This is a genomic window from Clostridium sp. MB05, assembly GCF_046581255.1.
In the GTDB taxonomy this organism is placed as follows: domain Bacteria; phylum Bacillota; class Clostridia; order Clostridiales; family Clostridiaceae; genus Clostridium.
Genome location: NZ_CP174370.1, coordinates 3,235,551 through 3,260,764 on the forward strand (window position 1 = coordinate 3,235,551; position 25,214 = coordinate 3,260,764).

Below are 25,214 nucleotides of genomic sequence, written 5' to 3' on the forward strand. Positions count from 1 at the left end.
ATGTTGTTTGAAAGTTGAATAGTACGGTATTGGTTAAATGTGGTATAATTGACTTATAATAGTATTAAATTGTTCGCTTTAGAAAATGAAAATATTGGAGGGATAGATATGAGATTTAAGTATTTATATGTTGAGGCTAAAACTAAAGGAATGTTTTCAGATGAAAACCATAGAGAATTAATTGATAAGTACGCTAAAGAAGGTTGGAAATATATAAATTCTATACCTACATCATTCGGTGCAAATAATGGTCAACCTAAAACCTTTGATTTGATATTTGAAAAGAGTGATGATGAACAATCTTAAAGTATAATGAAAATAAAATTAAATATTTAATTTATGGAAGTACCGTATTATTCAAAATTAATATGCGGTATTTTTTAATTCGCAATTCAAAAAAATGAGTGCACTACATAAGTAATCCACTCTATATAAAATATGTTCCTTGAAAATTGAATAGTACGGTATTGGAAAAATATGTTACAATTAATTCGTGATAGTATTAAATTGTTAATAGGAAATATGAATATATAGGAGGTATAATGGAAAATATCAGAAATATATGGAATCAAAAACAAACAAATGAGAAAGTTCTATCTGTACTGGGTATTATTTGTTCCATAAGCATAATAATATTGGCGTGTATGCAGATTTTAGTTATCTGGAAAACTGCAATAAATGTATTTGAACCATTGCTGGGTGTGCTAATTTTGATCCAAGCCATTCAGAATTGGAAAAAAAATAAAGTAGTTGCTATATTTAGTTTATGTGCTGCGATATTTATTTTTTTAGTTGCAATTTTTATATTTGTAATTAGATAAAGTCACTTTGTAGAGTTGCTTTGATGAACAACTTTAATATATTATGAAGTATAAATGAATATTAAATTATTAAAAATACCGTATTATTCAAAGTGAATATGCGGTATTTTTAGTTCGCAATTTAAATAAATGAGTAGCCTACATAAGTAATCCACTCTATATAAAATATGTTCTTTGAAAATTGAATAGTACGGCATTGTAAAAATATGTTATAATTAACTCGGAATTGTATTATTTTTCGAATTATATAAATATAAAAAAGGAGCAATGAAAGTGGTACTAGCTATAATGTCATGTTCTTTATCTCTGCTAATATTTAGTTATTTGTTCTATTGGCTAAACTGCAGTAAGCTTGGATTATTTAAACAAATTCAAAGTAAAACCGATACTTTGAATAAAAAGAAGAAAGATGAATTTAAATTAATTATTTTCATATCTACATTTATTGTAATGTTCTTTTTGTTGGTTATTAATGTTAATGACATTATAATTGGCTTTATTATAGGAATTATAATTTCGTTTAGAGATATATGTTTTAGAAATACTTTTATAGAAATTTTAAAAAATGAGCAATAATTTTAATATATTACGAACATAAAATTAATAAAAATACCGTATTATTCAAAAAGAATATACGGCATTTTTTAATTAACAATTTATTATTTTTCATAACCTTCCTTAAAATCATTTTTAATAGTATCTGCTGATTCTGATGCCTTTTCAAAAACATTATTTACTCCATCATAATTAATGTTAGATCCACCTAATGAGTATCTATATCCACAGAATAATCCAATTACTAATAATACTATAGTTGGTACAGATAAGAATATTAATAAAAGTATTGATATTGTTAATGATACTCTTATTGGCTTTTCATTTTCTTTTTTAATCTCAAAATAGTTATTATTTGCTTTTTTTATAAACTTACCTATAAATTTAAATACTCTACCAATAATTTCTCCAATTCCACCATATCTTTCTTCACTCTTTTTACTATTTTCCTTTTTATCTTGCTTTTGTTCTTTCTCTTTGACTTCAATTATTGTAGTAGTTTCATTATTTTCTACTTTTCCACTTCTCTCTAAATATATAATAGAATCTACAATATCCCAGTTACACTTTTCTAATACTTCTATTGCTTCTTCACGAGTTACATTAGCCTTTGCAATTATAATTTCAATCATTTCGTTTCTTTCCATTTGATTTCCCTCCATGTATTTGTTAATCATTCATCATGGTTATATAATACTTTTAGAAGATTAATCTAAAATATAAGAAAGATTAAAATTAGATTAAAATTTACTATTTAGTAAAGATAATATTTAATGACTAATTTTCTAAATCTATAAATCCTACGATAACTAAATTTAATATTATCCTTTATCACTATTTTATGCAAAAAGGATGGTCACTACTAATTTGCAATAACCATCCGTAAATTTTTTTTAATTTATCTTTTGAAGTTTGAGGAATTTATTTGTCATGCAAAATTTTTAATAAAATATTTTTTAATATTTTACTTAACATTGATTAGCTGATCTTATTTTCAATTAATTTTTATAATTAGTTACTTAAATATCTAAACTCTATACTAGTTAAAAGTAATGCACCAGCAAAATCATTATTAACTGCAATACGAGCAACGCTCAACAATGCAAAATCTTCTGCTCTAATAATATCATCTAAGTCGAACTCTAAAACATAATGATTATATTGAAAATTGCCTGGTGAGTTTTGAATTGGAATATTACCACTATTATTAACCATTATATTAGCTGCATTTACTACACCATTAGCTCTAGCGAACAATGATGAAAGTCTAATTGCAAACCTATTTCCATTTGGTGTATTTGAATTATCAGTTAACAAATGAACAAATACTTTAGCTTTTTGATGTCTATTACGAGCATCTTTTGGCACACTAAAAGTTAATGAATACTCATCTGTATCACCTTGAGGTAAAAGCCATCCCAATATTCTAATACTAGAATTAGCGCTTCCAAGTGGTACAGTATCAGGGATACTCTCTTCAGCGTCATTAATTGTTCCTGCATTGAATATTAATGATTTAAACTCTTGTGATTCTTTATCTAAATAACAATAATCTGACATATTGAGTTACCTCCTTACTCTTTTTAATTTATAATATAGTATAATATATTATATTTCACATTAATCATTATGTTACTAAATATAGTAAGTAAATAAATACCCTTTTTTAGAAGATCCTATAAACTACTATATATGCTTATAACATTAAAATGCACACCATTACTCTTTGAAGTAATGGTGTGCATTTATTTCATTCATATATAAAATTTGATAATTTAATTAGCGTTATAAATTTCTTCATCTAACATACCTTCAGATTTTGCAACTACAACACTTGTTGCTGCATCTCCTACTACATTTAAAGATGTAACAAGCATTTCTATTGGTCTATTTATAGCAAGTATTAATGAATAAGCGAGTATTGCTCCCTCATTGTTATATCCCATTCCTGATAATACTGTGAAAAGTATTATAGCTCCTGCTCCTGGCGCAGCTGGAGTACCAACTGATGCTATTAAGGCTATTAATGCAATAATAATTATGTTTCCTATTGTTACATTATAACCTGCTGATGATGCTATAAATATAGTTGCAATAACTTGCATTATAGCAGTACCATTCATATTAACAGTCATTCCAAGTGGTAATATAAATGAAGCTATATCCTTATCAACACCTAGTTCTTCGGTTGTAGTTTTTGTATTTAAAGGCAATGTTGCTGCTGAAGATGAAGTTGAGAATCCGAATAAAGCAACCTTACCTATTTTCTTTACAAATTTAATTGGGTTAAGTCTAGCCCCTATAGCTACAAATATTGCATATCCAAATATTAAGAATAATAATAAAGTAACTATTGTAACTACTACATACACTAAAGCCGGTTTTAAATTATCTACACCATATATTGCAAAAGTTCTTGTTATAAGAACAAATATTGCTATTGGTCCAAATTTAGTTATTACAAAAGTTAAAAATACAGTAATAATAGAATTAACTTCTTCTAATACAGTCTTTAGCACTTTTATCTTATCACCTAAATTGTTAATACATAATCCTGTTACTACTGCTATAAATACTACTGCTAGTACTTCACTATTCTTTGAGAAAACAGATAAAATATTATTAGGTATTACATTTACTATTACAAGTAATGGATTTGTAGAACTTGCTACACCTGCTTTTGCTGCAACATTTTCTACATTAGCTGCAAATAAACCTAAGTTTTTAATTGTAAACCCTATTACTCCAGCTAATGCTAATGCAAAAAATGATGTTATTAAAAAACCTAATATAGTTTTAAAGGAAATACGTCCAAGCTTCTTAGTATCACTTATTTTACACATAGCTAATGCTATAGAAGTAAATACCATTGGTACAATTATAAGTTGAAGTGAGTTAACAAATAGCTGACCTATAATATAAAATATACCTAAAGCACTTGTTGCCCCTTCTGCTGATATATCTTGGAATAAAATACTATTTATCTTTCTCCAAATATCTGCATTTCCATTTGCAATTAGATTTTCTCTTAGTAATAAGCATCCTATACCTACTACTAACCCTAAGACTAAAGCAATTGCCATTTTTACAGCTACTCTGTTATTGTTGTTTACTTTCATGTTACCTTCTCCTAATTAGTTATTTCCCTATTTGTGAGACCTAAACAACTACATAAGGTTTAATATACTTAACTTATAACTTTCTTATTATTCTATTTTTACTTTTATTTATCTAAGTAAAAAAGCCTTCCTAATAAGGAAGGCTATGATAACTCTCTCATTTGCTTTTTATTGTATTTTACACACAATTAAAAAGATAAAATTTATAAGTATACTATAACTTCCTTGCTGATTTCTCGAATCAATTTAAAGGGATTTTTTCTTATACTACCATTCAATATAATGCTTGTCAATCATTGTAGAAGCTATTTTGTTTACTTATAAATAAGTTTAAATTTTCTAAATATTTCTTATATATTACAAAACCTTACTCTGACTTATTATAGTAATTTCGTTATTGTCTACTTTTCTCTGTCTTTCTAACTATATAATAGAACCTACAATATTACAGTTATATCTCTCTAATACTTCTATTGCTTCTTCACCAGTTGCAGTAGCCTTTGCAATTATAATTTTCCTTTTCTAATAAAAGTTATAACGTAGGCTTTTTGCATTTTAATCACTTACATTTTTTGATTTATTTTTTGTAATTATTTTGACTTCATCTCTTAAGGGCCAAAATATTTTAAACTCCAATTTTTCTACATCCCTTTTTTGTTTATAACTAATACTTAATTTAACATCATCAGGTATGTTTATATTTGAATCTAAATCTTTTATTAATGCTTTTATATTATTATTCTCTTGTAGCTTAGAAGCTTCGATACAAATATCATTTATAATATCTTTGTAATTTCCAACTTTATCTTCATAAACTGCATATGTTTCATCCTGACTGGTATAACGAACAGAGTCTCCAGAAGCAATCCAATCTATTAATGCCTTTCTGCTAAATCTCCACTCTCTTCCTATTTTTCTAGCTGGTAAATGTTCTTCCCTTAGTAATTTAATCATTGTTCTCTCACTAACATTTAAAAATCCACAAGCTTGTTCAAGAGTTAGAATTTCATTTTCCATATATCTTCCTCCTTTAGTTTTAATAATATTATACCCCACGAAACCCATCATGTAAACTAAGTGAATTTAATGTATTAATAATTGATTCTAATATACATATAATTTATTTTAGCTGCATAATATTATATAATTACTTTGGAGGTGTTAATAATGAGAAAAGAAAAGAAATATCTTGATTTAAGCAAAAATGCTTTTGTATTTGGATTTGTAAGCATGTTAAATGACTTTAGCAGTGAGATAACTGTAAGAACATTACCACTTTTTCTTGCAAATGTACTAGGTGTTAAAACATCAATCATAGGACTTATAGAAGGTATTGCAGATACTACAGCTACTTTACTCAAAATATTTTCAGGTTATATATCTGATAAGATAGGAAAGCGAAAAAATCTTGTGACTATTGGATATGGACTATCAACTTTATCTAAGCCATTACTATACTTTGCAAATTCATGGTTTTTCGTACTCATAATCAGATTTATGGATAGAGTTGGTAAAGGAATAAGAACTTCACCCAAAGACGCTTTAATATCTGAATCTTCCTCTAAAATAAATAGGGGTAAATCATTTGGATTCAATAGAGCTGCTGACCAATTAGGTGCTGTTCTTGGACTTTTAGGTGCTTCATTATTGCTTTATCTAACAAGTAAAGGTATTGGAACTATGACAGCTAATATTTATAAAAAGTTAGTATTTATATCTACAATTCCTGCATTGTTTTCTGTGCTTTTAATAATTTTATTTATTAAGGATGTTAAAAAACCTGAAGGTAAGAGTACAATAATGCCATCTTTTAGACTGAAAGATTTTGATAAGTCATTTATTTACTTTTTGGTTATATTACTTATTTTTACTTTAGGAAACTCAAGTGACGCTTTTCTAATTTTAAGGGCACAATCACTTGGAATGTCTATCTTTAATATCTTTATAATGTTGGCAATGTTTAACTTTGTTACTTCTGTGGTATCATTTATATCTGGTAGTCTTTCTGATAAGATTGGCAGAAAAAAGCTAATTATCATTGGCTGGGTTATATATTCGCTGATATATCTAGGATTTGCTTTTGCTAAGAATAGCACTCATATATTTATTTTATATGTATTGTACGGCATATACTATGGCTGTACAGGTGGTGTTTCTAAAGCCTTTATAGCAGATATAGTTCCTTCTAGCAAGAGAGGAACTGCCTATGGATTATATAATGGTGCAATTGGAATAATGGCTTTTCCTGCAAGCTTCTTAGCGGGACTTATATGGCAATATATTAATATTTCTGCAACCTTTATTTTCGGAAGCATTTTGGCTATAATAGCAAGTCTTATGATGATTAAACTTTCTAAAAGAGACTATATTGTACAAGATTGTAATTAGTTGCAGTAGAGTGTTTTATCTTCTGGAGCAGTGATTTCAAGCAGCTTACAAAATTTATTTAACCAGTTCTTTATATTTTTTCATATACTCTAATAGACGGTAAAAACCCTTGACTAATCAAATTAGTCGAGGGTTTCACTGTGGAGGCGAAGCGTGCCCTTTAAAATCCACTGCAAAGAGAGAAATTACTAATATGTAATTTCATTCAAACTATCATTTATATCTAATGTCCATATATACGGATAGCCTTCAGGAAATAAAACCTTAAATACTGCCTCCGTATCATTGTTAAAATATTGTATCTTATCTTTAAAACACTCAATAGATTTATAACCTGTATAAACTGAAGTAAGCACATTTATAGGAATTTTAACTTCTAATCCTATTCCATTAGTTACTTTAATTACACCATCATCTATTTCTAACGTGGCACTTCCTAATTCCGTCACTATTGTATATTTAGCAGTCAATTTATAAAATTTAGATTCCTTCAATCTCGCTTCCAATAAACTTGAAATATTCATCAATGCATCATTTAAATTTAGAATCTTATACATCTCTCCCCATGTGCCATCAAATATTTCCTCTTCTTTCATCATTTTTATTCCATACATTTTACGGTATAATCAATGTACTCTTTCTTTGAAAAACTTATGTTTCACTTCTTAAAATTCTCTGTCTGAAAAGAAAATGATTTCTTAATCTAATCTAAATTACTTGGTTTATAATTTATCTTTATACTTCCTTTCTAGTTCTAATAATGTTGTTTTCATCTCTAATCCACCTGCATAGCCTACTAATGATCCATTGGCTCCAATCACTCTGTGACATGGTACCACAAAAAGCAGGCGATTCCTATTATTTGCCATACCTACCGCTCTACTTGCCTTTGGATTTCCTACTACAATTGCAATGTCTTTATAACTTCTTGTTTCCCCATAAGGAATATCACAGAGTGCTTTCCATACTTTCTTTTGAAAATCAGTGCCCTGCATCTTATATGGAAAATCAAATACTTTTCGTTGTCCCTCAAAATATTCTGTAAGCTGCGAATAAGCTAAATCACTCAATTTTGAAGTAGTTCCTCTATTATTTGTATTTTCATGCGTTTCTAAATCCAGATGGATAATAAATTTATCTGTATAGCCAATTTTCACTGTTCCAAAATGCGTATCGTAAATCGCATAATCCATATCAATTATCCTCCTTACCCAGTAATTCTTTTCGGTACTTAGCTGGTGACGTTCCAGTATACTTTCGAAAAAAGCGATAAAAAGCTGACAAACTCTCAAAACCAACTTCATATGCTATCGTAACAATATCATCATCCATATTCTGCAGTTTTTTCTTTACCTGATCTAGTCGTAATGAATTCGTATATTCTAAGAGTGTAATTCCATACTCTTCCTTAAATATTTCGGCTATACGGTGATCTGACACTCCAAGTTTCTTTATTTCCAGTTCTAACTTGTCTCTTGTATGAAAATACTGCTTAATAATCTTTCTTGACTGTTTCGCAATATCCTTTACCGGGTGATATTCCAACAAGTCCGGCCTACAACGCTTGCAAGGTCGATATCCAGCTTTCCTTGCAGCCTGACCATTTTCATAGAATGATACGTTATCTCTTAATGGTAATTTAGACTTACAAGATGGACGGCAAAAGATACCTGTTGATTTGACCGCATAAAAAAAGATTCCATCATAATTTTCATCATTATTTAATACTGCTTTCCATTTTTCTTCCACCGTCATAACTTCACCTCGCTTTTTAAGTAATTCATTTTTTCTTTTGAGTAGATTTACGTCTAGGAGCATAATCTTTCATTTCATCGATTGCTCCACCCGCAATAGCCCATAGATAAAGACTTGCCACAGTTCCATATGGACTATATCTGCGTCTATATTTCTCAAATTTAATCTTATCTACATTTCTATGATGATATAACATTCGAAGACCTCTATGTATTGCAAGATCTCCATAACTCATCACATCTGGTCTTTGTATACAGAATGTCATAATCATTTCTGCAGTCCACCTTCCAATTCCTTTCAGTGCTGATAATTCTGCAATAACTTCTTCATCACTTTTGTTGTTCAGTTCTTCTATATTTAATTCACCAGACTGTACCCTGTCCGCAAAGTCCTTGATATATTCTGCTTTCTTAAAAGTCATTCCAAACCTTTGAAGTTTGTTAATATCAGTGCCACAAATAGTTTCTACTGTAATCTCATCCAGAGCCTCATTCATTCTTCTCCATATAGTTGCTTGGGCTGTAGTCGAAATCTGTTGTCCTATGATGTGATGTACCACTGATGAAAATAAATCAATATCTACTTCTCTATTAATATGACCTATTTTATCAATAGCCACTCCAAGTGCTCTATCCTTACTTTTTAAGTAATTTATCTCATTATCTCCATATTCAAAATACAAAAAAATCACCAACCTTAAGTTTTCTGATATCTATCATTATTGTAACACTTAGCCGGTGATTATTCTTCCTATATTTGTACATTCAATTCTATAAAAAAATATAAACTAATGGAAACTTTATATCTAGTTTATCTTATGCAATTCTAAAATGGTTTTCTATTGCTGTTTTTAATACATTTTTATAGTAGTTATAAATATAACTTCTTTCTATCAAATACTTACAAACTAAAATAACCCACGAAAATCCAAATTTTAGATTTTCGTGGGTTTCATGTTGGAGGCAATACGTGACCTTTGAAATTCACTATTAAATATTTCTTATTTCCATTCTTAATATAAATAACTACCTTCTTGAATGTAATCTTTTTAAAATTAATAAAAAATATAAAATTTTTTAATTATAAAAAATGCATTCAATGGGAAATATATTTGTGGAGGTGAATATTATGTTAATAAAAGATGTTATGTCAAAAGATCTAATAAATTTAAATTCAAATGATTCTGTTGAAAAGGCTGCTCAAATGATGAAACAATATGATATAGGAGTAATCCCTGTGTGCGATGATTCCCATAGATTAGCTGGAATAATTACAGATAGAGATATTACATTAAATTCTGTAGCATCAGGTGCCAATGCAAAAGAGCAAAAGGTATGTGATTTCATGACTTTAAATCCTGTTACAGGAAATCCTAATATGGATATTCATGATGCAATAAGACTAATGAGTAGGCATCAAGTAAAAAGACTCCCTATTGTTGAAAATAATAATCTTGTTGGAATAGTTTCTTTGGGAGATATTTCACAAGAACCCAATCTTGATGATAATGCTGGGGTGGCTCTTAAAAACATCTCAAAACCAGGATCAAATAACCAAATATAATTATTACATAAGTCAAGTACCACCAGCTAAGCTGGTGGCTTGATTAAGCCCTATATCTCATATGATTTTCCAAGCTTAACTCTATCAAATCCACCAATCCAATCGCCAGTATCTTTAGCGTATTGTTCCCCAGTTTTTCCTTCTTCTATATACTTTTTAATTAATATTTCGTTTTTTCTTATAACAGAATTAATTTTTTCTACTCTTTCTTTATCACATCCAATTTCTATTGGTTTTGTTATAAGAGCCTTTGCAAGTTCCTTCTCATTCTTTGCATCAGTATCAATAATGTTATAATATATACCAACTTTATCAGTACTATGAGAGTCTGAATTTCCTAAAAGTTTCATATTTAATTTTCCAGCTAATTTTCTTACAAGCTCTTCATCACAAGCTCCTATATTAGAAGAGTGTAGCTCAACAGCATCTGGAGTAAAAGTAGCAATATCTATATCAATTACATTAGAATATCTATATGGGTGGCATAAAGCTATAAACCCATCTCTTTCTTTTACCAATTTATACAACTCTTCATATGTCCACTTTTTATTTTCTATAATATCATCATCTACTCCTATAACTAGAACATCCGTTCCATTTGGTATAGTTCTAACTTCTACCCCATTAAATATTTTAAATGGTTTGTACTTTTCTCTAAGCTCTTTTAGTCTATCCTTTGGCATTAATTTATCATGATCACTAAAAACTATTGCATCTAATCCATTCTTTATTGCACTTTGTATTAATTCTTCCTCATCTGAACCACTGCAACTTGATCTTTGCATACAATGGTTATGTAAATCTATTTTCATAATTTTTTCTCCTATCCTTTAAACTTCTACTACTAATCTCTTTCGTAATCCTAAGAATAAAATATTTTCTACTACCCCTTAGATTTTTCACTTTAATTTATTATACTCAACAAATAAAATAAATTAAATATCTTTCATTCCAATTTACTCCAAAAGATAAAATAAAAGTGAATTATAAAAACCCACTTTCAAACTTTATCAACATAGTATAAATATATAAAACAATATTATTTTATATATTTCCATTCACATATTATAGAAACCCTATTTTGTTCAAACCTTGAGGTTATAACTCCATCCATCTTTTCCATTAAACTTTTTACAATAGAAAGACCAAGTCCTACTCCTTGTCCTTTTCTTACCTTGTCTGCCATATAAAATCTATCAAACATACGTAATACATCTTTTTCATCAATGCCTGTACATATATTGGAGATTTTTAAAATAACTTTATCTTTAGATTCTTCTAAATTTATTTCAATGTCTTTTTCTGCATATTTTAATGTATTAGAAAGTAAATTATCTATTATTCTCTCTAAGCTGTCCTTATCACTCATTATAAAAATTGGTTTATCCAAAATATTTATCTTTGGTTCAAGTCCTTTGCTTTGAAAAGCTTCATAAAGTGATAAAATTTCATCACTTACTACATTAGTTAAATTTATTTTTGTCATATCTAATTCATAATCTTCACTTTCTATTGAAGCTAACTCAAAAAAATCATTTATAAGCACATTTAACTTATTAGTTTTATTTTTAAGTATATCTAGTGCTTCTTCTCTATCTATTTCATCATTTTGAAGTAACTTTAAATATCCTACTATTGAAGTTAATGGTGTTCTTAAATCATGAGACATATTAGCTATTCCTTGTTTTAATGTGTTTTCAAATACTACCTTTTCTTGTTCATTTCTTTTATAGAGTTCTAAGTATTCATTAACCTCGCAAGCAAGTTCTTCTATATCTTTATCTGCTATTTGAGTATTAATCTTTTTACTTGTTTTTCTCTCTTTAAAGTCCCTAATCTGATTAGTAATATCTCGTATTTGCCTTTTATATGCAAATAATTTAATACACATTACTATTGAAAATATAATTATGAAAATCATAAATAAAATAATAGCTAATAAGTACATCTCAATTCTCCTAATTTATATAATAAATTTTTTATCTTCGGCATATGAAAAGAAATAAGAGACCAAAGATTCGAAGCATATTTGGTCTATTATTTATTTGATTATGCCTTAATTACTTAATATCTTCATGTTTTACATATAACAGACTTACTGCAATTGTTATTATAAATGTTACAATTGATGAAATTATTCCAATTATGATATCTGATTTTGGTGCAAATTGAGCTATTGCCGCTCCACCACTAATAAAAGGACATGCGTATGCAACTATAGTTGAAATAGGTAACCTTGAAACAAATATATAAGATGATAAAATAAATAAAATTGGTGAAACAACTGTGCACAAACTATTCTTTGTTACTATGGCAATCATGGCAACTATAGATATTGTTGCTAAATTATACATTATTCCAATAACAATCATTCTAATTAAAAATAATATAGTACTATAATTTAAAGCTTCACAAAATCCATAATTAACTGAAGCATATATAACTAAAATTGTTGTATAAATTAATTCTAGAAATAAAGAAGATATTATAAAGACTATTAACTTACTTAATATAATTTCACTTCTCTTATATCCATAAATAAAACTTTTACTCATATTATTTTTTAAGTCTTTAGCAATAAATTCTCCTGCAAATAAGGCAAAGAAAAAACTTGAAAATAAAATATATTGAAATGCACAATTTATTGAATACATTCCATTTACAAGTTCAGGATGCACATCTCTTAAGATTTGAGCTTTTGAATCAAAATCTCTTATCAAAAAAAATGAAGCCACTAATGGCAAAAATATTATTCCAATAAAATACTTACTTTTTCTTAATTTATAAAATTCCCCTCTAATTAAATTACTCATTATCTTCTCCTCCAACTAGCTTAGTAAAATAATCTTCTAGGGATTCACCCATTTTCATTATTTCTTTAACTCCTATGTTATGCTTAGCTAAAGCCAACGCAATCTTTTCTCCATTAAATTCATCATATATTCTTATAATATTATCTGGAAAAACTTCATAATCTTTTATTCCAAGTTCATTTTCTAGAATAATTGAAACATCTGAAGAATCGTTTATTTTGAGGTGAAGATACATTCTACATTTATTAGAAAGTTCACTTGCAGTTATTTCTTCAATTAATTTTCCATCATCTATAAAACCATATCTATTTGAAATTTGAGTAAGCTCAGATAATATATGACTTGATATTAAAATGGTAGTTCCTCTTTCTTTATTTAATTTAAGTAGAAGTCCTCTTATTTCTTTTATTCCAATTGGATCTAATCCATTTATAGGTTCATCTAAAATCAAAAGTTCTGGATCAATTAATAAAGCCATAGCAATTCCTAATCTCTGTTTCATTCCTAATGAGAAATTTTTAGCTTTCTTCTTCCCTACCTCCTTAAGTCCTACTAAATTTAAGGCCTCATCAATACACTTAGTTCCTGGAATTCCCCTTTGAATTCTGATAAGTTCAAGATTTTCTTTTGCATTCATATTAAGATATATCTCTGGCGATTCTATTAATGTCCCAATTCTTCTTCTTTCTTTTGTGACCTCTTTCTCTTCACTACCCCCAAATAGCTCAACTTGCCCCTCATTAGGTATAACAAGTCCTGTAAGTACCCTAATCATAGTTGTTTTACCAGCACCATTTTTTCCTACAAACCCATATATATCACCTTTTTTAATATTAATGGATAAATTATCTAACACCTTGCGCTTTTTATATATTTTTGTGATGTTACTAGTTCTGATTACATATTCATTCATTTAAGACTTTACCTCCTCTTATAAATCATGCTTTTATAATAAAGAATATTTTATAAGAAAACTTTGCTAAAACCTTTCAAAAGTATTAAATCTTTTTAATAGGTATTTTTTATACTAAATTTCAATTAACTATTTCCTTAATCTATACCCCATTGCCCAAACTGTTTCTATGTAATCTTCACCTCTACTATTAGCTTTAGATAGCTTATTTCTTAATCTACTTACATGTACATTTACGGTATTATCCTCACCTAAAAATTCTTCTCCCCATATGCTTTCAAAAATATTAGCTTTACTGTACACCTTATTAGGATTAGTTAATAATAACTCTAATACTGAAAATTCTCTTGCTGTTAATGTAACTATGACTTGTCCAACTTTTACTTCCTTACTTTCTGTATTTAAAGTAATATCTTTATAACTCAAAATGTTATTTCTATTTTCCTCATCTGTAGAAAATTCTAAATATCTTCTCAAATTAGAATTAACTCTTGCAAACACTTCATCTGGATCAAAAGGCTTACAAATAAAATCATCAGCTCCCTTTTCTAATAGTTCTAGCTTAGTCTTTTTAGATGTTTTTGCACTCACAATAATGATTGGAGCTTTTGTGATTTTTCTTATTTTTAATATGGCTTCTTCTCCACTAAGTCCTGGAATCATCAAATCTAGTAAAATCATATCCCACTTTTCATTTTCTACACACATTAAAGCTTCTGTTCCTGAAAAAGCTGCTCTATATTTATATCCCTTATTTTCAAAAATACTACAAAGTAATTTATTAATATCATTGTCATCTTCAACTACTAAAATCCTAGCTCTTTTATCCATAACTTTTCCCCTTCTAAATCTATATGAAGTTATTTTTTATTTTGTAATTTCTATATGAATATTTTACCACAACTCATTTTACATTATTAGTAAAATACAAATATCCTAAGTTAAGTAGAAAATACAGACAAAAAAGTCTTCTTAAATGATTAATCCCTTTATTGGTGTAGCTACCTTAATTAAGCAAAAAATATGACCACCTGCAAGTAGCTACTTAAGCTACTTGCAGGCGGTCTTGGATCTCAATGGTGAGGCGAAGCATTATCTTTAAAATTCACTATTTATTATTTCATTAAATTTCACGAAGAACCAATTGTTATTATAAATCAACATGTTTAATACTTTTATAACATGTATGTCAATTATTTATTTTATCACAAAGTTCAACAATGTTTAATTTTTAGGTAGATACATTGTAAATTTTACACCTTTTTTATTATTTTCTATATTATACTGAATGTTATGAGACTCTAATATTACTTTTACTATTACCAATCCTAACCCATGTCCAGCTGTTTTTTTGTTTCTTGATTTATCAACTCTATAGAACTCTTTAAAGATATTTTTTATATCCTCTTCTGGTATCAGAACTCCTTCATTTTCTATACTAAAAACATATTTATCATGATTTTCAACTAAATCTATATTTATATTCATTTTATTAGGAGAATATTTTATAGCATTTGTTATAAGATTCTCTAATACCTTTTTCATTTCCTTTTCATCAACATTTACAAAAGCATCATCTACTAAATTGAGCATTACTATTTGCTGCTTCTCCCTAGCAAGGTATTTTAATTTATCATATGTTTTATATACTAATCTTGTGAAATCAGATAATTCTATATCTAGGAAATAGGATTTTGACTTCAACTTGGTTATCTCTAACATTTCATTTAATGTTTTACTTATTTCATCTACACCCGATATCGTATAATCTATATATTCATCCTTACTATATATGCCATCTTTTATAGCTTTTAGATATCCCTTAATTATTGTAAGAGGCGTCTTTAAATCGTGCGATATATTTATTAATAAAAAATTCTGATTTTTTTCTATCTCCAATCTCTCTTCATACTCTCGTTTAAGTTTTTCATTTGCTTCCTTCAGCTCACTTATATTTCCTTTTAAATTTGAAGAAATACTATTTAAAGATTGTGCCAAATCCTGTAACTCATCTTTTGAGTTTATAATTAATTCTTTATCAAAATCTTGATTTGCTATTGATTTTGCTACTTCCTTCATTTCAAGTAGAGGCTTGGTTATTTTCATAGAATATATATATATTATTGAAACTGCTAAAACTAGAGTAAGAAGTATTATATATATATTAAAATTATTTAAAATGTCAATTGTTTCTTTAGATCCTTCCATAGATGTCAAAGCTAAAATATAATTGTCATCTACTTTTTTTAAGTTTATTAAATATTTTTTATTTAAATCACTAAAAATCTTACTACCTTCTTCAATTTTATTTTTATCGAGAAAATTTAAATAATTTACAACTGTTTGTTTATTGTTATAGATTTTTTCGTTAACATTATCAAAAGAAATCACTTCTCCTTCAAATCTTACATCTGTTTTTTCTTCAAAATCAAAATCATATTTAGATAAATCCAATATTGGGTTAGTTTTCTCTTTCCTAGTTTCTTTAATTACTATATTTTTTATGTAAATATTATCATCATTTTTTAATTTTAATGCATCTATCTCTACAAAATCTCCTACCCTTAAATAACTTCCTTCTAATGGCATAAATCCAACAGCTAAATCTATAACATTATTGTTCTTAGTTTTTATGCTAAGCTTACTTACATTTGTTAACTCTCCTTTTATTACATTTAAATCTTTATCTAAATAAAAAAGTACTATTTCATTTCCATGCAAATTTCTATTTATATATTCATTAGAAAGATTATCATTATGAAGTACCTTTTCAAATCCTTTGATACTATTTCTTAATTTACTTTCTTTGTAATAGTTATAATAATTATCAAAAAATATATTTTGAAAAACAAATTGACTTAAAAATATAAATAGAAATATGCTAATATTCACGATTATTAATTTATCTCTTATTTTTAGTCTTTTCATTATTCCTCCTCAAAAGAATATCCTACTGAAAAAATTGTTTTTATAAGATATGCTTTATGTGCTAAATTTTTTCTCAGTTTTCTTATCTGCGTATCTACAACTCTATCATTACCAAAATAATCATATCCCCATATTTTATCTAATAATTCTTTTCTTGAAATTACTTTACTTTTATTAATTATTAAGTACTTTAAAATATCAAATTGTTTAGGTTCAAGAATAATATCTTCATTTTCAATAAAAACTTTTCTTTTTAAAAAATCCACTTTAAAATCACATATTTCAAATATATCTTCAACCTCATTTTCCTTATAAGTTTTAAATCTTTCAATAATATTTTTAGCCTTAGCAACTAAAATTTCAGGATTAAAAGGCTTAGTTACATAATCATCTACCTTAAATTCATATCCCATTAACTGATCTTTATCATCGCTTCTGGCTGTAACCATTATTATAGGAACATTTGATTTTTTTCTAATGCGCTTAGCAATAGAGAATCCATCTAAACTAGGTATCATCACATCTAAGATAATCAAATCAACATGATTAGAATTGAAGGCAACATAGCCTTCAATTCCATCATCTTCTAATATCACTTCAAACCCTGCTTTAGAAAAATAATCTTTAATTAACTTTCCTATCATTGCATCATCTTCTATTATTAGAACTTTATACATTTAGTCAACCTCTTATTCTACTAATTTATACTTTTTTGTTTACACTCTACCATAATCAAATGGTGAAAGCCAGATTTTTCTAGCTTTCACCATTTAAAAATTCTATAATTTTCTAAACTTTTAAAAGCCAAGACTCTCAAAAACGTCTTGGCTTTTATCGAAAATCATCTTATTATTTTCTAGTTAAATACCATTTTGAATCTTTTTTGTTTAACTTAATGACATAATAAACTGAAAGAAGAATAACAATAACTATAGTAATGATATATGCTTTTGCTTGGTATGAACTCATATCTGTATTTATATAAAATAATTTTGCTTTAGACATTGCTTCATCATTAAATTTAAAAAATTCTTCAGATACGTTATAGATACCATGTACAATCATGCATTTGTAGATGCTATTACTATCTACTGCAATTAGAAAAAGTAAAATCCCAAAGAATGTCGCATATATTACTATCATAATTCCTGCCGGAAGATGCATTATACCAAAAACAAGTGAACTGATTATGCCGATCATCAATAAATTATACTTTTTAGACAACCACTTGAATAAAATACCACGGTAAATTAATTCTTCTGCTCCACCTTGAATCAGGTAAGATACTACACACAATAAAATAAAAGGATACGAACTAATTTGAGTTAATGAATCCGTCATACCCATAGGCACTTTTAAAATTAGCGAGTATAAGAAAATGCTGACATAATTAATTATCATTCCGATAATAACTGCACTGATTATATTTTTTACAAATTCTCTCGTAGAAGTTTTGGTAAAACCAATACTAGCATAGGAATTTTTGAATCCATATCTATAAACTAATAATAAAATCCAAACACCACAAAATGAAAATATCCTACTAATGTCTCTGTAAGCTGGATTTTTTTCTGGATCCAAAGGAATAATAATTGAAAACAACATACTAGTAATTGCTTGCATAGAAAAAAATAAAAATATTGCCAGTATACCGCATAAAATAAAATATATAGGCTTCGGTATAGCCTCCACCAATTTATTCTGTTTCTTCTTTAAATCAAATATCCAAAGATTATTCATTTTAATAACCACCTTCTCTTTTTTATAGTCTCGAATAATCGAGCAGTACTTTACTTTGAAAAATATTTTTAACAATACAAGATAACATATCATTCTTTCACTGAGAATTATATTCTTTTCTTTTTTAGTTTATATTTAGAACTTGTGTATATTTTGTGTATATTGATATTTAATTCTACTACAGGAATAAGACAACTATTAATAGGTCTTAATTTTTCCTTTAAAAGAATGCAATATATACCCAACAAAGTAGATGCTGAACTACAAGGTATATTAAAAAATGGTTGATTTGTTGTCCTTGCTGGGTTTTAATGGTGGAGGCGAATCGCAGTAATAAAACCCACGAATTAATTTAGAAGACCTGAATCATAATTTTATTTTTAGTTTATTCTTATCCGCTTCATTTAATTTTTTTAAAAATTTACTCAATTTAATATTTTTTATTGACTTATAAATTTTCATAGTATATACTCTATATTAAATTAAAAATGAACGTTAAATATTATTAATTAAAAAATAGAACTGGAGGGTAATTATGAATACTTTAATAAACAAACAAGCACGATTTAGTTTTTATAGCCAATTTATATAGGGTTTGTACCAAGTTATAAATTTGATTAACTTTAACATGGATACAAGCCCCTTATGACTCACAAATAATTTGGGATTGTATCTGTGTTGGCTATATTGTTTATAATGTTATTCATTATTACCATTTATAAAGTCACACGGATTATACTGTGTGGCTTTTTTATATTCAAAAATTAACCACACGGATTATGCTGTGTGGCTTTTTTATATCAAAAATTAACCACACAGATTATACTGTGTGGTTTTTTTATACAAAATAAATTTCAAAGGAGTATTTTTTATGACAGGAATTGTATCTGTAGTAATACAAAGTTTAATTTTATCGATTATGGCATTAGGTATTTATATCAGCTATAAGATCTTAGATTTTCCAGACTTATCTGTTGATGGAAGCTTCTCACTAGGTGGTGCTGTTATTGCTTTCTCTTTAACTAATGGAATCTCTCCAACACTTGGAACTTTATTAGCACTTATATGTGGTTTAATTTCTGGTCTTGTTACTGGTATTTTACACATTAAACTTAAAATTTCTAACTTACTTTCAGGAATTTTAGTTATGGGTATGCTTTACTCTATTAATCTAGGAATAATGGGAAAATCAAACCTTCCATTATTTAATTTCAATCACTTATTTAATACTCGTATTTCTCCATTAATATTAGTTATAGCTGCTGCATTATCTTGTAAATTTATTTTAGATTTGTTCTTAACTACTGGACTTGGATATACCTTAAAAGCTGTTGGTGATAATCCTCAAATGGTTAAATCATTAGGAATTGATATTGATATTATAAAAATATTAGGATTAATGTTATCTAATGCTATGGTTTCTTTATCTGGTAGCTTATATGCTCAATTTCAAGGATTCTCTGATGTTAATATGGGCATTGGTACTTTGGTGCTTGGAATAGCATCAATTATAATTGGTACATCTATATTTAAGAGACTTACATTTATTAAGACCACTACATCTGTATTATTAGGAACTTTAATCTACCAATTTACAATCTATTTCGCGATAAATTTAGGTGTAGTATCTCCTAATAACTTAAAATTAATGACTTCTATAGTAATAATTTTATTCTTAAGTATTGGTAATCTAAATATCTTTACCAATAAAAATACTGATCATAAAAATTTAAAGAAAAGAGGTGTTTTAGATGCTACAAATTAAAAATATTTCAAAAACATTCCCTAATCCATATGGAGATCCTAATATAATCTTCAAAGATCTGTCACTAACTATAAATAAAGGAGAATTTGTTAGTATCATTGGAAGTAATGGCACCGGTAAATCTACTTTACTTAATATAATCTCAGGATTTATAAAAGAAAGCCAAGGAGATATTTTATTAGACGGTAATAACTTAACAAAGCTAGCTGAACATAAAAAAACTCAGCTAATAAGTAGAGTATTCCAAGATCCAAGTTTAGGCACTTGTCCTTCTATGACAGTTAGAGAAAATTTATCCTTAGCTTTAAACAAAGGGAGTTTACTAAATCTAAAAAAATGTCTTCGTCACAAAACTGAAGTTATCGAAGATTTATTAGAAGATATATCACTTGATCTAAAAAAATATTTAGATGTTCAAGTAAAATATTTATCTGGCGGTCAAAGGCAAGCAATTTCTCTAATTATGTCTAGTATTACAAACCCAAAGGTTTTATTACTAGATGAACATACTGCTGCTTTAGATCCTAAGACTTCAAATGAAATTATAGATTTGACTAATAAAATTGTTAGAGAAAAAAATATAACTACACTGATGGTAACTCATAATCTAAAACATGCTATCAACTATGGTGATAGGCTTATAATGCTTCATAAAGGTAAAATAATTTTAGATATAAGCGGTGATGAAAAATTAAATATCACTATAGAAGAAATACTAGATAAATTTGAATATGCAGTTTAAAATATAAAACTTAATTTATATCTTAATTAATGTTAAATAAATTTGTGTATAGATTTAACAATATATATGAATATGTGAACACATATAAAAATAAAATTTAGGAGGATTATATATATGATAATAAAAAATAAGTTAATAAATTTAATTTTAATAGTCTCAGTTGGAGTCTCTTTACTTACAGGTTGTTCAAAGAATAATAATGAGAAATCATCTAATTCAAATAAGGATATCAAAACCATAGGAATTACTCAGCTAGTAGAGCATCCATCTTTAGATAAAGCAAGATATGGGTTCATAAAAGCACTAGAAGATAACGGATATAAAGATGGAGAAAATATAAAAATCGATTACCAAAATGCTCAAAATGATATGCCTACAAATCAAACAATTGCAAATAAGTTTGTATCTGATAAAAAAGATTTAATATATTCTATATCAACGCCATCAGCTCAAGCAGCTTATAACGCAACTAAAGATATACCTATTCTAATGACCGCTGTTACTGATCCAGTCGCTGCTGGTTTAGTAAAATCTCTAGATATGCCTGGAGGAAATATATCTGGTACATCAGATTATATATCTATAGATAAAAATCTAGAATTGATTAAAACACTTATCCCAAATGCTAAGACTATAGGTGTTTTATATAATACTAGTGAAGTAAATTCAAAAGTACAGGTTGATATGCTAAAGGAGTATGCGTCTAAAAATAATTATAAAATTATAGAAAAGGGTGTTTCCTCTGCAAATGAAATTAATCAAGCCATGTCTAGTTTAATAGCTAATATAGATGTTTTATATGTTCCAACAGATAACTTAATTGTTTCTTCTATGCCGATAGTTTCTAGAATCGCTACTAATAATAAAATTCCAGTAATCGCCTCAGAAGATGGTTCTGTCAAATCTGGTGCACTTGCATGTCAAGGTATAGACTACGAAAAATTAGGCTATAAAACTGGAGAACTTGCTGTTAAAGTTTTAAATGGTGAGCAAGTATCTAATATTCCTGTAACCATGTTAGATGAAACTCAAATAATAGTTAATGAAGATACTTTAAAATCTCTTTCTATAGAAAAAATTAATGATAAAAACATAGTATATGTTAAAACTGACAAAAATTAATTAAGGATCATAGTGTAAAAAACAAAAATATATATTATCATAAAATAAAAAATCCACGACAGAAATGTCGTGGATTTATTAGTGAAGGCGAAGCATGACCTTTAAAATTCACTGCAAAGATGGAAAGCACTAATATGTAATTTCATTCAAGCTATCATTTATATCTAATGTCCATATATATGGATAGCCTTCAGGAAATAAAACCTTAAATACTGCCTCCATATCATCATTAAAATATTGTATCTTATCTTTAAAACACTCGATAGATTTATAACCTGTATAAACTGAAGTAAGCACATTTATAGGAATTCTAACTTCTAATCCTATTCCATTAGTTACTTTAATTACACCATCATCTATTTCTAACGTGGCACTTCCTAATTCCGTCACTATTGTATATTGGGCAGTTAATTTATAAAATTTTGATTCCTTCAATCTCTCTTCCAATAAACTTGAAATACTCATCAAGGCTTCATTTAAATTTAGAATCTTATACATCTCTCCCCATGTGCCATCAAATATTTCATTATTACATCTGATTGCTCCACCATGTTTATAGATATACTTAGCAAAACTATTATTTAATGGTGCTCTTACTCCTAGATGATTACAATTTTTACTTATTAAAATTTGATAAAGCTTAAAACATATGCTTTCTGAAGCCAACTCATTTTTCATAGCAGCTTCTTTAATAATTAGCTGCTTCTCCTCCTCTTTAATCCATGCATAGCCCATTAATTCATCTTCTTCTAGCACGATATACCAGTAGGAATTTTTATCTAGGCATTTTTCTTCTATCATATATTTTAAGTATTCTACACTCCTTACTTCTGAACCAAAGTTAAAATCTGTTTCTTGTTCAAATATTTCTAACATTTTCTCTAATAAATCATTATTAAATTCACTAACCATTTCTACAGCATATTGATTTTTACTATTTTTTAATGCTTCATGGTTAATAGTTACGTAATTATAAAAATATGCAGGTACTGCATATTCAAACCTATACTGTTGATAAAAATTAGGGATACCGATCAATCTACATAAAAATATTTCCTCTTCCTTCATCTTCTTAAAAGAATACTCCATCAACTTACTACAATAACCTTTATGTCTATATTCTGGATGAGTTCCTACTAAATCGAATTCTCCAACTTTTACAATATTATTCCCTATCTTTTGCACTTTTTTAGTTACTACTAAAGAAGAGATAATCTCATTACTTTCTTCTATATAAAAACAATCTTCTTCTATTTTGGTGAATGGATTTCTAAATAGTAATTTATCTATTTCTTCTTCAATTCTGCCACCTTTAAAAATTAATTTATTAAACTTAATATATCTTTCTTTATCTTCCTGTTTTAAAAATTTGATTTCCATTTCTTATTACTCCTTTCTAATTACAAGTTAGAAACGATTAGAGTATATTAATTGTAATTACTATTTAATAAATTCATATAAACAAAAAAGTTGCAGGCAAACTAATTCACCTACAACTTAACTACTTACAAATAATTATATATTTAGCTTGTAATTAAATGAACTTAGCAAAAATAGTTATACTAATTAATATACCTAAAAATTTCTACTCTAATAGACTTATTTCTAAGTCTTCATAGTTATAAAATTTCTTAATTAGTTTTAACTACCTTTGTATTAAGCCCACCTTTCACAATTAATTTCAAAAATTATTACTGTTATATTATATCAAATTTTTATAAAAAATAAGCATCTAATATTATTTTATATAAAAATTTTTTACTAACATATAAATTAAAATTTATTTAATTTGGCCACAAATTGGAATTTGTTAAACTCTAACTTATTCTCATCTATTATATAATAAATTAAGTTACTCTTCATCTATTTTTACTCTTAACATTTTATTCTTAACTTTTACTGCATATTTTAATTCATATGCTGGTACACCATTATTAATTGATTCTGCAATTTCATCCATTTCCTTTTTTATTTTTTCTTCATCAGCATACCAACCAAGTACAATTGATTTTTCTCCCCAAAATGCTCCGCTATTAACACCAATCAACCAATATTTTGGTTCATCGCTTTTTGCTTTATACATTACATGTGATGCTAAAACTTTATAGCAATTAACAATTGCTTTTCCATCATATGATTTAATAGTAATTTTCCCAGTTGGTATAATTATATTATTGGATAACTTTTGGTTGTTTTCAGTGGATTTTATCTCACCTAACATCAAATAATCTAAAGATATATTAAGCTCTTTAGATAACACAAGCAATTTTTCCATCTCTGGATAGCCACTTCCCTGTTCCCATTTAGAAACTGCTTGACGGCTTACTCCAATTATTTCTGCTAACTCTTCCTGTGAAATATTCCTTTCTTTCCTAATTGATTTTAAATTATCTGCAAAACCCATGATTTTCTACCTCTCTTCTTTGTTATTATGTGTAAATTATAATAAGTTTTACACTAAAATAACACCAACCTACAATTGCAAATCCGCAACTTGAATTTGCAATATTCATAAAATGTATGAAAAAATCCTTTTTCATTTAATTTTTATCAAAATTATTACATTACATACTATAAATAGTTTTGAGGTTATCTCTCCGATAAATCCCTATTTGTCTTACACTTAAAGATTATTTTTCCCATTTAATTATAGCATATTTTGTAAATATAATATTATTTATGATACGGTATTTTCAATTTCAAAAACAGCCTTAGGCAATATATATCAATGCCTAAGGCTAAAAATAGCACTTATTTATAATACGATTTTCCCTTATTAATCCTAAAAATATTTTTCCATTTCTATTTTTTTATACATTCATTTTTATGATATTATAAATTCTTATAAATTTTATTATATTTATTATTAATAACAAGCTTTTTATTAGAAATTTTTAAAAGTTATGATTTTCTGCATATTTAAACAGTAGATAGATATTTTTTATCTACTGAAACTCTTGATAAGCCTAGTAAAATCAAGGATTTTGAAG

Annotated in this window: 25 protein-coding genes; 7 read left to right on the plus strand and 18 right to left on the minus strand. The window is 27.2% G+C overall.

What is annotated here, in order from left to right; genetic code table 11:
- Positions 1 to 108 precede the first annotated feature (108 nt).
- Positions 109 to 306 carry a DUF4177 domain-containing protein gene (locus tag ACH36K_RS15145; protein WP_411168441.1) on the plus strand — a complete coding sequence of 66 codons (198 nt, stop codon included), beginning with the start codon at positions 109 to 111 and terminating at the stop codon, positions 304 to 306.
- A gap of 236 nt (positions 307 to 542) precedes the next feature.
- Positions 543 to 821 carry a DUF3953 domain-containing protein gene (locus ACH36K_RS15150; RefSeq protein ID WP_322545875.1) on the plus strand — a complete coding sequence of 93 codons (279 nt, stop codon included), beginning with the start codon at positions 543 to 545 and terminating at the stop codon, positions 819 to 821.
- Positions 822 to 1,480: 659 nt separating this feature from the next.
- Here the strand turns inward: ACH36K_RS15150 and ACH36K_RS15155 are convergent.
- The 4 genes from ACH36K_RS15155 to ACH36K_RS15170 form a co-directional block, all read right to left on the minus strand.
- On the minus strand, positions 1,481 to 2,023 hold the full coding sequence (locus tag ACH36K_RS15155; RefSeq protein ID WP_411168442.1) for a DUF4342 domain-containing protein: 543 nt from the start codon (positions 2,021 to 2,023) through the stop codon (positions 1,481 to 1,483).
- Between the two features lie 364 nt (positions 2,024 to 2,387).
- A complete protein-coding gene (locus tag ACH36K_RS15160; protein WP_411168443.1) occupies positions 2,388 to 2,936 on the minus strand; it encodes a hypothetical protein in 549 nt (182 codons plus the stop codon).
- A gap of 215 nt (positions 2,937 to 3,151) precedes the next feature.
- Positions 3,152 to 4,495 (minus strand): dicarboxylate/amino acid:cation symporter, encoded by a 1,344-nt coding sequence (locus tag ACH36K_RS15165; protein ID WP_411168444.1) that lies wholly within the window; start codon positions 4,493 to 4,495, stop codon positions 3,152 to 3,154.
- 555 nt (positions 4,496 to 5,050) lie between these two features.
- Positions 5,051 to 5,512, minus strand: coding sequence for a helix-turn-helix domain-containing protein (locus tag ACH36K_RS15170; RefSeq protein ID WP_411168445.1), 462 nt, complete (start codon positions 5,510 to 5,512; stop codon positions 5,051 to 5,053).
- Between the two features lie 150 nt (positions 5,513 to 5,662).
- Between ACH36K_RS15170 and ACH36K_RS15175 the strand changes: the two genes are divergently transcribed.
- Entirely contained in the window at positions 5,663 to 6,883 is a 1,221-nt protein-coding gene (locus ACH36K_RS15175; protein WP_411168446.1) for an MFS transporter, read from the plus strand.
- 188 nt (positions 6,884 to 7,071) lie between these two features.
- Here ACH36K_RS15175 and ACH36K_RS15180 read toward each other — a convergent pair whose 3' ends face one another.
- The 4 genes from ACH36K_RS15180 to ACH36K_RS15195 form a co-directional block, all read right to left on the minus strand.
- The gene (locus ACH36K_RS15180; RefSeq protein WP_411168447.1) at positions 7,072 to 7,482 is read right to left on the minus strand and encodes a hypothetical protein; all 411 of its coding nucleotides are present in this window, start codon (positions 7,480 to 7,482) and stop codon (positions 7,072 to 7,074) included.
- 123 nt (positions 7,483 to 7,605) lie between these two features.
- Complete coding sequence (locus ACH36K_RS15185) at positions 7,606 to 8,076, minus strand: methylated-DNA--[protein]-cysteine S-methyltransferase (protein ID WP_411168448.1); 471 nt, start codon at positions 8,074 to 8,076, stop codon at positions 7,606 to 7,608.
- Between the two features lies 1 nt (position 8,077).
- On the minus strand, positions 8,078 to 8,638 hold the full coding sequence (locus ACH36K_RS15190; RefSeq protein WP_411168449.1) for a bifunctional transcriptional activator/DNA repair enzyme AdaA: 561 nt from the start codon (positions 8,636 to 8,638) through the stop codon (positions 8,078 to 8,080).
- A gap of 25 nt (positions 8,639 to 8,663) precedes the next feature.
- Positions 8,664 to 9,320 carry a DNA-3-methyladenine glycosylase family protein gene (locus ACH36K_RS15195; RefSeq protein WP_411168450.1) on the minus strand — a complete coding sequence of 219 codons (657 nt, stop codon included), beginning with the start codon at positions 9,318 to 9,320 and terminating at the stop codon, positions 8,664 to 8,666.
- 446 nt (positions 9,321 to 9,766) lie between these two features.
- Here ACH36K_RS15195 and ACH36K_RS15200 point away from each other — a divergent pair, with 446 nt between their 5' ends.
- Positions 9,767 to 10,201: a CBS domain-containing protein gene (locus ACH36K_RS15200; RefSeq protein ID WP_411168451.1), complete on the plus strand. Its 435-nt coding sequence runs from the start codon at positions 9,767 to 9,769 to the stop codon at positions 10,199 to 10,201.
- A 50-nt stretch (positions 10,202 to 10,251) separates the two neighbouring features.
- Here ACH36K_RS15200 and ACH36K_RS15205 read toward each other — a convergent pair whose 3' ends face one another.
- From ACH36K_RS15205 to ACH36K_RS15240, 8 genes are all read right to left on the minus strand, one after another.
- Entirely contained in the window at positions 10,252 to 11,013 is a 762-nt protein-coding gene (locus ACH36K_RS15205) for a PHP-associated domain-containing protein (protein WP_411168452.1), read from the minus strand.
- Positions 11,014 to 11,240: 227 nt separating this feature from the next.
- Positions 11,241 to 12,149, minus strand: coding sequence for a sensor histidine kinase (locus tag ACH36K_RS15210; RefSeq protein ID WP_411168453.1), 909 nt, complete (start codon positions 12,147 to 12,149; stop codon positions 11,241 to 11,243).
- A 112-nt stretch (positions 12,150 to 12,261) separates the two neighbouring features.
- Positions 12,262 to 13,014 carry an ABC transporter permease gene (locus tag ACH36K_RS15215; RefSeq protein ID WP_411168454.1) on the minus strand — a complete coding sequence of 251 codons (753 nt, stop codon included), beginning with the start codon at positions 13,012 to 13,014 and terminating at the stop codon, positions 12,262 to 12,264.
- A complete protein-coding gene (locus ACH36K_RS15220; protein ID WP_411168455.1) occupies positions 13,007 to 13,927 on the minus strand; it encodes an ATP-binding cassette domain-containing protein in 921 nt (306 codons plus the stop codon). Before ACH36K_RS15220 ends, ACH36K_RS15215 begins: the two co-directional genes overlap by 8 nt.
- A 129-nt stretch (positions 13,928 to 14,056) precedes the next feature.
- Positions 14,057 to 14,758, minus strand: coding sequence for a response regulator transcription factor (locus tag ACH36K_RS15225; RefSeq protein ID WP_411168456.1), 702 nt, complete (start codon positions 14,756 to 14,758; stop codon positions 14,057 to 14,059).
- Positions 14,759 to 15,151: 393 nt separating this feature from the next.
- Positions 15,152 to 16,855: an ATP-binding protein gene (locus ACH36K_RS15230; RefSeq protein WP_411168457.1), complete on the minus strand. Its 1,704-nt coding sequence runs from the start codon at positions 16,853 to 16,855 to the stop codon at positions 15,152 to 15,154.
- Positions 16,855 to 17,532: a response regulator transcription factor gene (locus ACH36K_RS15235; RefSeq protein ID WP_411168458.1), complete on the minus strand. Its 678-nt coding sequence runs from the start codon at positions 17,530 to 17,532 to the stop codon at positions 16,855 to 16,857. The genes ACH36K_RS15230 and ACH36K_RS15235 overlap by 1 nt, the downstream gene beginning before the upstream one ends.
- A gap of 172 nt (positions 17,533 to 17,704) precedes the next feature.
- Positions 17,705 to 18,595: a CPBP family intramembrane glutamic endopeptidase gene (locus ACH36K_RS15240; protein WP_411168459.1), complete on the minus strand. Its 891-nt coding sequence runs from the start codon at positions 18,593 to 18,595 to the stop codon at positions 17,705 to 17,707.
- 871 nt (positions 18,596 to 19,466) lie between these two features.
- Here ACH36K_RS15240 and ACH36K_RS15245 point away from each other — a divergent pair.
- The 3 genes from ACH36K_RS15245 to ACH36K_RS15255 all read left to right on the plus strand — a co-directional run bounded on the left by ACH36K_RS15245 (position 19,467) and on the right by ACH36K_RS15255 (position 22,224).
- Positions 19,467 to 20,360, plus strand: coding sequence for an ABC transporter permease (locus tag ACH36K_RS15245; RefSeq protein ID WP_411168460.1), 894 nt, complete (start codon positions 19,467 to 19,469; stop codon positions 20,358 to 20,360).
- The gene (locus tag ACH36K_RS15250; protein ID WP_411168461.1) at positions 20,347 to 21,102 is read left to right on the plus strand and encodes an ABC transporter ATP-binding protein; all 756 of its coding nucleotides are present in this window, start codon (positions 20,347 to 20,349) and stop codon (positions 21,100 to 21,102) included. Before ACH36K_RS15245 ends, ACH36K_RS15250 begins: the two co-directional genes overlap by 14 nt.
- A gap of 114 nt (positions 21,103 to 21,216) precedes the next feature.
- The gene (locus tag ACH36K_RS15255) at positions 21,217 to 22,224 is read left to right on the plus strand and encodes an ABC transporter substrate-binding protein (protein ID WP_411168462.1); all 1,008 of its coding nucleotides are present in this window, start codon (positions 21,217 to 21,219) and stop codon (positions 22,222 to 22,224) included.
- A gap of 129 nt (positions 22,225 to 22,353) precedes the next feature.
- Here ACH36K_RS15255 and ACH36K_RS15260 read toward each other — a convergent pair whose 3' ends face one another.
- Positions 22,354 to 23,604: a GNAT family N-acetyltransferase gene (locus ACH36K_RS15260; RefSeq protein ID WP_411168463.1), complete on the minus strand. Its 1,251-nt coding sequence runs from the start codon at positions 23,602 to 23,604 to the stop codon at positions 22,354 to 22,356.
- Positions 23,605 to 24,076: 472 nt separating this feature from the next.
- On the minus strand, positions 24,077 to 24,628 hold the full coding sequence (locus ACH36K_RS15265) for a helix-turn-helix transcriptional regulator (RefSeq protein WP_322389812.1): 552 nt from the start codon (positions 24,626 to 24,628) through the stop codon (positions 24,077 to 24,079).
- Positions 24,629 to 25,214: the final 586 nt, after the last annotated feature.